At 49.9% G+C, this 670-nt stretch carries 1 protein-coding gene; it reads right to left on the reverse strand.

Going from position 1 to position 670, the window contains the following annotated elements; translation table 11 throughout:
- Positions 1-583, reverse strand: a 583-nt coding sequence (locus R8O10_RS25450) for a DUF1538 domain-containing protein (protein WP_318191988.1), incomplete at its 3' end; no start/stop codon positions are given.
- Positions 584-670 lie beyond the last annotated feature (87 nt).

The raw sequence follows: 670 nt of genomic DNA on the forward strand, positions 1-670 counted from the left end.
CTAATGCCGTCACCAAAGGGACGGTAATCGTTGACGTGGTCACGCCACCCGAGTCGTAAGCAACGCCGATGATCGACTCTGGCGCAAACCAAGTGAGAGTCACAACGCCAACATAACCACCGATGATCATGTAATGAATTGGCCACCCTTTTAAGATGCGCAGCACCCCAATCACAATCGCAATCCCAACAGAAAAAGCCACCGTGATCCGCAGGCCAACGCCATACTCCGTCATGGATTGTTCGGTATTAGGGATCATCCCGCCTTCAGCCGCCACCTCTGAGGCCTCTTCTGCAACAGCAGTCAATGCCGGCTCTGCGATCGTGGTTCCAAACCCCAAGCAAAACGCAAAAATCAATAACCAAAACACACTGCCCTTTCGAGCAAAGGCTTGTGCCATATTTTCGCCAATGGGGAACAAGCCGAGTTCTAGCCCGAAAATAAAAAACGTCAGGCCTAAAATGACCAACAACAAACCAAAAAGAATCGAGACCAAGTTAGGTAAAGGCTCTTGCAGAACCACCAATTGGAAGAAGGTAATAACAATCACAATAGGAAGAAGATCGCGGGCACTGTTAAACATAGCGCGTAACAAAGCAGTGAGTGCTTCCGTGCAAATCCTCCCTTTGACGAACAAGTTACTGGCTCTGAAGGCGAGACCTGCCCGGTG

It is taken from the genome of Vibrio sp. 1727 (assembly GCF_033344415.1).
Classification (GTDB): Bacteria; Pseudomonadota; Gammaproteobacteria; order Enterobacterales; family Vibrionaceae; genus Vibrio; species Vibrio alginolyticus.